Raw genomic sequence first — 7,239 nt, forward strand, 5'->3', positions numbered from 1 at the left:
AGGCCGCCCGCGTCGCCGCACTCGCCGTGACCAACACGCCGGCCGGAGCGAAGGCCTTCGCCCAGTCCCTCGCTTCCTCGAAGTACGGCTGGGGAGCCGACCAGTTCTCGTGTGTGAACCAGCTGTGGCAGAAGGAATCGGGCTGGAACTACCAGGCCTACAACCCGAGTGGCGCCACTGGCATCCCCCAGGCGCTGCCCGGCAGCAAGATGGCCTCGGCCGGAACCGACTGGGCCACCAATGCCTCCACCCAGGTGGCCTGGGGCCTCGAGTACATCAAGGCTTCCTCGTACGGCACGCCATGCGCCGCGTGGGCGCACTCGCAAGCAAATAACTGGTACTGATCAGAACGGGGGCCGCGTCGTCCATTCCGTGAACAGACGGAATGCCGGCGCGGTGACCAGCGCGAAGATCGGCGTGGTGACGAGCGCGAACACCAGCAGGTTGGCGACGACACTCACCCAGAAGGCCGAGCGAAAGCTCGCCTTCCGGGTTTTGTGGCGGAGCACCTGCTGGGCGACGATCGCGCCCGGCCAGCCGCCAAGGAACTCCAGCGTGTGCAGGGTCTTCTCTGACACGCGCCAGCCGCCCGACTGCGCGCGGGACTTGTCGACCGCGTAAGCGATGAAACACACGACGCTGGCCAGCACGTAGACGCCGATGACCCAGATCGACACCGGCCAGAAGACGTTGACCGCTCCGAGCCCCACCACGAACACCACGATGGCGAGGTAGTTCGCCCTCCCGGCGACCGGACGCGAGCTGCGCGGTGCCGTGCGCGACTGCGGCGCTTGTTGATTCCGGGCGATGGCCGGAGAGCGGCCCGCCGAGCGCACGCGCACGGCCTGCCGCTTGCCCTCGGCGATCTCCACCTCGAAGCTCAGAGCCGCGCCGAGCTTCGGCCGCCCGTCGCCCGGCGCGAAGGCCGTGATGTGCGCGAAGACGTTCTCCCCGCCGTTCACGGGCGTAATGAATCCGAAGCCGCGGTCGTCGTTCCATGACGTGAGCGTGCCGTCCGCTCTTCTCGGTGCATGACCCATGGTCAGAGCGTAACTGCGTCGGCACGCCGCCCACAATTGGCCCTTGTTCTGGGGTAATGACTGTGTTTTTTCAGTATAGATTATGCGGTATCATGCTAAATTTGCTTCTGATAACCTCCTTGGTTATTGCGGAGGCGACGCACGTGTGATCGACAGGGGCGTCTCGGCCGGAGGCGAGCCGCTGAGCAGACTGGGCCTACAGACTGCACCGTGGTCCGCGCGAATCATGCGCAGCAGAAAGACCGGTGCACGACATGGCCACCCTGGGACGCGAGCGCTGGCACATCGTTCCTCGTCGATTCGGTGCGCAGCTCGTGGCCGCCATGCTCGCCGTGGCGCTGCCCCTGATGGTGGTGCTGGCGCTGCTCATGACGGCGAGCTCGTCGGCTGCCCTTACCGCGGCCGCCCAGGACGAGGGAGTCTCTCTTGCCTCTACGCGCGCCGTGAAAGTGGACGCCTGGATTGACGGGCGGCACGCCGACATCATGGTCATCGCTGAATCTGTGAGGGGCGAGCTCGACAACGCTGACACCGCCCAACTCGTGGCCACAACCGTGGGGGCGTCGGACGGCGCCTATCAGATGATCGCGGTGACGGACGCCGCGGGCAAGGTTCAGTCCTCGAGTCCGCCGGGCACCGAGCTGTCTGTCGCCGGAGAGCCGTGGTTCCCGCAGGTGATCTCCGGTACGGCGGTGACGACCTCTTTCGTGGAAAGGCAGGGCGGCATCGACTGGATTCTGGCCGAGCCCATCCTTAACGCGGACGGCACCGTGAGAGGCGCCGTGGTCGCCAATCTGAATCCCCTGGAGCTGTCGAAGCAGTTCGCCGCCGGAGGAGAAACGAGTGCCCGGATCGAGGTGTCCGACGCTGAGAACAATCTGATCTTTGACAGCAGGATCACGGCGGACAACATCAGTGCCCTGCTCAGTGCCGGTGTGCTCAGCAGGAAGATCGACAACCAGGCCACACGTGATGCCCTCAGTTCCGAAGGCTCCGGCTGGGCGAGATTCGTTGATGCCGACGGCGTCGACACCATCGGCGGCTACGACTTCGTGAAGAATCTGAATTGGGTTCTCGTCGTGAACCAGACGGCGGACGACGTGCTGGCCCCCGTGGCCGAGCAGAGGTGGAAGGCCCTGTTGTTCGTCGCCGTGGGCGCGGTACTGGCCCTCGTCGTGTCGATCGGCCTGGCGATGAGAGCCGTACGTCCCATCAGTCGGTTGACAGCCATGGCGCAGCGGGTGACCGAGGGCGACTTCGCGGTGCGTGCCGTACCCGACGGGGCCACCGAGACGATCGTTCTGGCGGAATCGTTCAATACGATGGTGTCGACCATGGAGGCCCTCATCGGCCAACTGGACACAGCCGGCGTCGAGGTGACGCAGGCGGCGACGGAGCTCTCCGCGTCGTCAGAGGAGCTGGCCGCCATCACGACCCAGCAGAGTGCCGCCGTCACACAGGTGACAGCCACGACAGAAGAACTGGCCCGGTCGTCGGCATCCATCGTGGAGACCGTCGATGCGGTCGAGCGCCAGACGTCGGAGACCCGCGCCAACCTGGAAAAGGCCGAGACCAGCATCACCCTGTCGAGCGAGCGCACTGTCGCCCTCGCCGAAAGGGTCACTGACATCGACGCGCTGCTCGTTCTCATCAACGACATCGCGGACCAGACCAATCTGCTCGCCCTCAACGCCGCGATCGAGGCGGCCCGGGCGGGCGAGCACGGCCGCGGGTTTGCGGTTGTTGCGGACGAGGTGCGACGCCTTGCCGAGCGGTCCAAGTCATCCTCTCGGGACATTGCCGTGATCGTTGCGGCGGTGCAGCGCGAGACCAATGCAACCGTGATAGCGATGGAAACCGGTGCCAAACAGATGCAGCACGGCCTGATCCTGCTTGAGGCCGTCACCGACGCCAATGAACAGGTGAGCCTCACTACCCAGCAGCAGCGCAGCGCGACCGCCCAGGTGGTTGAGACGATGGAACAGCTCACGGATGCCAGCCGCCAGGTATCCCTGACCGCTCGGCAGATCGCCGGCTCGGCCAACCACCTCGCGGAATTGGCGCAGAACCTCAAAGCCACCGCAGACGTCAGCAGCAATCGCCCATGACCGAACTGCACGTCGTGCTCGCCCCCGTGGGGGTTGATGTCTACGCCGTTCCCGTCGACCGTGTACGGCAGGTCGTGGCCGCACCGATGCTGACGCCGCTGGTCACGGGCCCCTCAACCGTGCTCGGCCTGTTCAGCCTGCGCGGCCAGATCGTGCCGCTGCTCGACACGAGTGCCCTGCTCGGCCTGGGTGCCGCGGAGCCGTGTGCGTTCGTGCTTGTTCTGCAATCCCCGGAGGGACTGGTCGGGCTCACATCAACGGCCTTGCCCGAGCGCGCCAGTCTCGGTGAATGCGTTGGCCCCTCCGTGTTGTCGGGCACCGACGGAAGCTACATCGTGGGTGGACAGGTCGTGGTTCTGCTCGACCTCGACACGCTCCTGGCCGGTGGGCGGAACGGGGGAGAACGATCCCGACGCGAGATCGCCCGCGCCGGGGTCTCCACGAACGGCGTCCGCCGATGAGCGGGCTTGAGCTGGCGGAGATTCGAGCGCTCTTCGTTCAGGAGGCCGACGTTCGACTCGCTCACCTCGAACAGCTTCTGCTCGAGCTGGAGAAGAACGGCGGAGACGAGACTCTCATCCGTTCCGTGTTTCGGGAATTGCACACGCTGAAGGGATCGTCCGCCGTTGCCGGGCTGCCCGAGATCAGCGCGATCGCGCATGAGCTTGAGGAAGTTGTTGACGATCTCCGGGCGGGGCGACACGTGGTCACACCCGACATCATCGATCTGCTCCTCGCCGGGGCCGACCGCTTGAGCCGGTGCATCCTCGATTCGGTCGCTGCGGGGCCCGCCGTCGCCGCAGCGGGGCGGACGCCGATAACGGCACCGGATCGTGCCGCGGAGGCACCAGAGGCACCAGAGGCACCAGAGGCACCGGAGGCACCGAAGGCTCCGAAGGCTCCGGGTCTCCAACCGCTTCCGCCCGGCCAGGCCCCCGAATCCAGCGCCGTCGTGATGGTCCCGCTGGAGCGGCTCGACGAGATGGTGCGGCTGATCGGCGAGTCCGCATCCGCTCACCTCCGACTCGGCCGGATGATGATCGACACCTTCGGAGTGGATCCCACTCTCACGAATGAGTTCACCGAGCTGTCCCGCACCCTGAATGAACTGCAGGATCGCGCCATGCGCACTCGGATGGTGCCCCTGGCGACCATCACCGACAGGCTGCAGCGCGCCGTTCGCGACCTCGCGCGCGCCGAGGGCAAACCCGTGCACTGGGACGTGCAGGGGGCAGACACCGAATTGGACAGGGGGGTGCTGGTAGCGCTGTCCGAGACCCTCCTGCATCTGGTGCGCAATGCGGTCGACCACGGCATCGAGTCAGCCGAGGTCAGAGCGGCGCAGGGCAAGCCGGCAGAAGGCGCCATTGCCCTGCATGCAATGCAGGTGGGGTCCGAGGTCATCATCGTTGTGAGCGACGACGGCGCCGGCATCGACACCGGCCAGGTCAGGGAGCAGGCCGAACGACGTGGTATCGACACCGATGGAATGGACGAGGCCGAGCTCACCGACCTCATCTTTCGGGCCGGACTCTCCACCTCGACTTCCGTGAGTGACGTGTCCGGTCGCGGGGTCGGCCTCGACGTGGTTCGAACAAGCGTTGAAGCGTCGCATGGTCGTGTCGAGGTGGTGTCGCTCCTGGGGCGGGGCACCGAATTTCGCGTTATCGTGCCCATCACCCTCGCCGTGATGCGCTGCCTCCTCGTGGAATCCAGCGGGCAGGTTTTCGCCCTGCCCTTTCACCGCGTGGTGGTGTCGCAGCGCTATGACCCGACGAACGGGTCCAGTTCCGAGGGGGGACCGGTCGTCGTGCTCGACGGGCAGCCCATCCCTGTGTCCACGCTGTCCGACGCGCTCGGCCTGCCGTCGAGCGAGCCCTGCACGGGACCGATCGTGGTTCTGGCCGACACGAACCGTCGACACGGCTTCCAGGTAGATCGGCTCATGGGCCAGCGCGACGTCGTGGTCAAAGGCCTCAGCGGCCTCATGGTTCATCTTCCGGCCATCGCCGGCGCAAGCGTCGAGCCGGATGACTCGGTGCTGATCGTGCTCGACCCACCCGGACTCATCCAGCGAGCCCGCGCAACGGGTCCTGGCCGGTTCCTGCCGTCGCGGTCACCCACGTCGACGGTGTCCGCGCAGCGAATCCTCGTGGTTGATGACGCCCTGACCATCCGCGAACTTCAGCGCAATATCCTTGAACGGGCCGGGTTTGTCGTTCGGGTGGCGGTCGACGGAGCGGATGCCTGGGCGCAGCTGACCCAGGAACCGTGTGAACTCATCCTCACCGACATTGAGATGCCCAATGTGAACGGTTTTGAACTGACGCAGGCCGTGCGCTCGCACGCTTCCCTGGCCAACATCCCGGTGTTGATCCTGAGTTCGCGGGCGAGCGATGCTGACCATCGGCGCGGACTCGACGTGGGTGCCGACGGCTACCTCCTGAAGAGCGGGGTCGACGAGGGCAGCCTCCTCCTCGCCGTGAACCGCGTGATCGGAGTGAGGCCATGACCCGCTGTGATGCCACCGCAGTGCGGGTCCTGATCGTGGAGGACACCCCGAGCCGGAACGGCGCACTGACCCGTGCCCTGCAGGTCAGGGGTGAGGTGGTGGTCTGCGCTCAGACGGTCACCGGGGCGGTCTCGGTGCGTGTCGTGAGCAGGGAGGCGCCCGACGTCATCGTGCTGAGCTTGAGCACCGACGATGGCACCGGGCAGCGTTTCATTGAACTGGTCATGGCGCTCAGGCCGACACCCATTCTCGTGCTGTCGCCGCGGATCGAGAATCGACAGTCGTTGCTGGCGATTCAAGCGCTCGTCGCCGGGGCGCTCGAGACCCTTCCCACCCCGACCCAGTGGAACGCGGATGCGGAAGCCCAGTTGCGGCGCACCATCCGTCGGCTGAGCACGGTCCAGGCCATTCGGCATCCGCGCGGACATCTGGCGCGCTCGGCTCGGCGCGGCTCGACACCCTCCGTGCGGCAGGCCGTCGTTGCGCTCGCGGCGTCGACCGGCGGCCCGAGAGCCCTGGCCGAGGTTTTGGCCGGCCTGGAGGAGCTGCGCGCCCCGATTCTGGTTGTGCAGCACCTGCATCCGGATTTCATCGACGGTTTTGTGGGTTGGATGTCACGGGAATCGGCGTTGCCCGTGGAGATGGCAACGCACGACCAAATACTGCAACCCGGACACGTCTATCTGGCTCCCGGACACAAGCACCTGAGGCTGGCCGCAGGCCTCCGCACAGAACTGTCCTCGGGTCCGGTCACGCTTCACCGGCCGTCGGCTGACGAGCTTTTTCGCTCGGTCGCCGTCCACGCGGGGTCCGCCGGCGTGGGGGTGATCCTGACCGGAATGGGCGATGACGGGGCGAGGGGCCTGCTGGCATTGCAGCGCGCCGGTGGGCAAACGTTCGGCCAGGACGAAGCGTCTTCCGCGGTTTTCGGGATGCCGCAGGCCGCGCAGCAGCTCGGGGCGCTCAGCAGCCTGCTGCCCCTGAATCAGCTCGCGCCGGCTATCAAGCGGGCCTCGGCCCTGGTGCAGGCATGATGGCCGTGGACCCATCGGACGCCATTATCGACCTCGTGGCGGCCCTGCTGGAAGCGACGGTCGGCCTCCAGACAGCGTCGAGCCACCGCGCCCGGCTCCGAGGACGTATTCGTGATGAGGCCGCTGCGCTCGGGCTCAGCCCCGAGGGCTATTACCGGGAGCTGACTGCCCGTCCGTCGTTGCGCCAAAACCTCATCAACCGCATCACCGTGCAGGAGACGAGTTTCTTCCGGCATCCGGATTACTTTGACGTGCTCGCGCGAAACATCCTTCCCGTCCTCACACAGCCGATTACCCTGTGGAGCGCCGGCTGCGCCAACGGTCAGGAGGCCTACAGCCTGGCAATGCTGCTCGAAGAACAAGGAATCGCGGGCAGCGTCATTGCCTCGGACGTATCGACAGAGGCCGTGAGACGAACATCCGAGGCACGGTATTCAACCCGGGAAATTGCGGGATTGTCGACCGAGCGGATGTCGCGCCATCTGATTCAGGTGGGCGACGAGTGGGAAATCAGTCAACGACTGCGGAACCGAGTCGTTGGGCTG

At 66.1% G+C, this 7,239-nt stretch carries 6 protein-coding genes and 1 pseudogene; 6 read left to right on the forward strand and 1 reads right to left on the reverse strand.

Annotated elements, in window-relative coordinates; genetic code table 11:
- A pseudogene (locus tag JF66_RS11565) lies at positions 1 to 344 on the forward strand (phospholipase); the annotation flags it as partial.
- Here JF66_RS11565 and JF66_RS11570 read toward each other — a convergent pair.
- The gene (locus JF66_RS11570; protein WP_051973457.1) at positions 345 to 1,040 is read right to left on the reverse strand and encodes a DUF1294 domain-containing protein; all 696 of its coding nucleotides are present in this window, start codon (positions 1,038 to 1,040) and stop codon (positions 345 to 347) included. It abuts the pseudogene before it with no gap.
- Between the two features lie 254 nt (positions 1,041 to 1,294).
- Here JF66_RS11570 and JF66_RS11575 point away from each other — a divergent pair, with 254 nt between their 5' ends.
- The 5 genes from JF66_RS11575 to JF66_RS21750 all read left to right on the forward strand — a co-directional run.
- Positions 1,295 to 3,148 (forward strand): methyl-accepting chemotaxis protein, encoded by a 1,854-nt coding sequence (locus tag JF66_RS11575; protein ID WP_035878075.1) that lies wholly within the window; start codon positions 1,295 to 1,297, stop codon positions 3,146 to 3,148.
- Positions 3,145 to 3,609 carry a chemotaxis protein CheW gene (locus JF66_RS11580; RefSeq protein WP_035878077.1) on the forward strand — a complete coding sequence of 155 codons (465 nt, stop codon included), beginning with the start codon at positions 3,145 to 3,147 and terminating at the stop codon, positions 3,607 to 3,609. The genes JF66_RS11575 and JF66_RS11580 overlap by 4 nt, the downstream gene beginning before the upstream one ends.
- Positions 3,606 to 5,660: a response regulator gene (locus JF66_RS11585; protein ID WP_051973458.1), complete on the forward strand. Its 2,055-nt coding sequence runs from the start codon at positions 3,606 to 3,608 to the stop codon at positions 5,658 to 5,660. The genes JF66_RS11580 and JF66_RS11585 overlap by 4 nt, the downstream gene beginning before the upstream one ends.
- The gene (locus tag JF66_RS11590) at positions 5,657 to 6,694 is read left to right on the forward strand and encodes a chemotaxis protein CheB (protein WP_051973459.1); all 1,038 of its coding nucleotides are present in this window, start codon (positions 5,657 to 5,659) and stop codon (positions 6,692 to 6,694) included. Before JF66_RS11585 ends, JF66_RS11590 begins: the two co-directional genes overlap by 4 nt.
- Positions 6,691 to 7,239, forward strand: a 549-nt coding sequence (locus JF66_RS21750; protein ID WP_197059399.1) for a protein-glutamate O-methyltransferase CheR, incomplete at its 3' end; no start/stop codon positions are given. The genes JF66_RS11590 and JF66_RS21750, both read left to right, overlap by 4 nt.

Origin of the sequence: Cryobacterium sp. MLB-32 (assembly GCF_000738085.1) — a bacterium.
In the GTDB taxonomy this organism is placed as follows: Bacteria; Actinomycetota; Actinomycetes; order Actinomycetales; family Microbacteriaceae; genus Cryobacterium.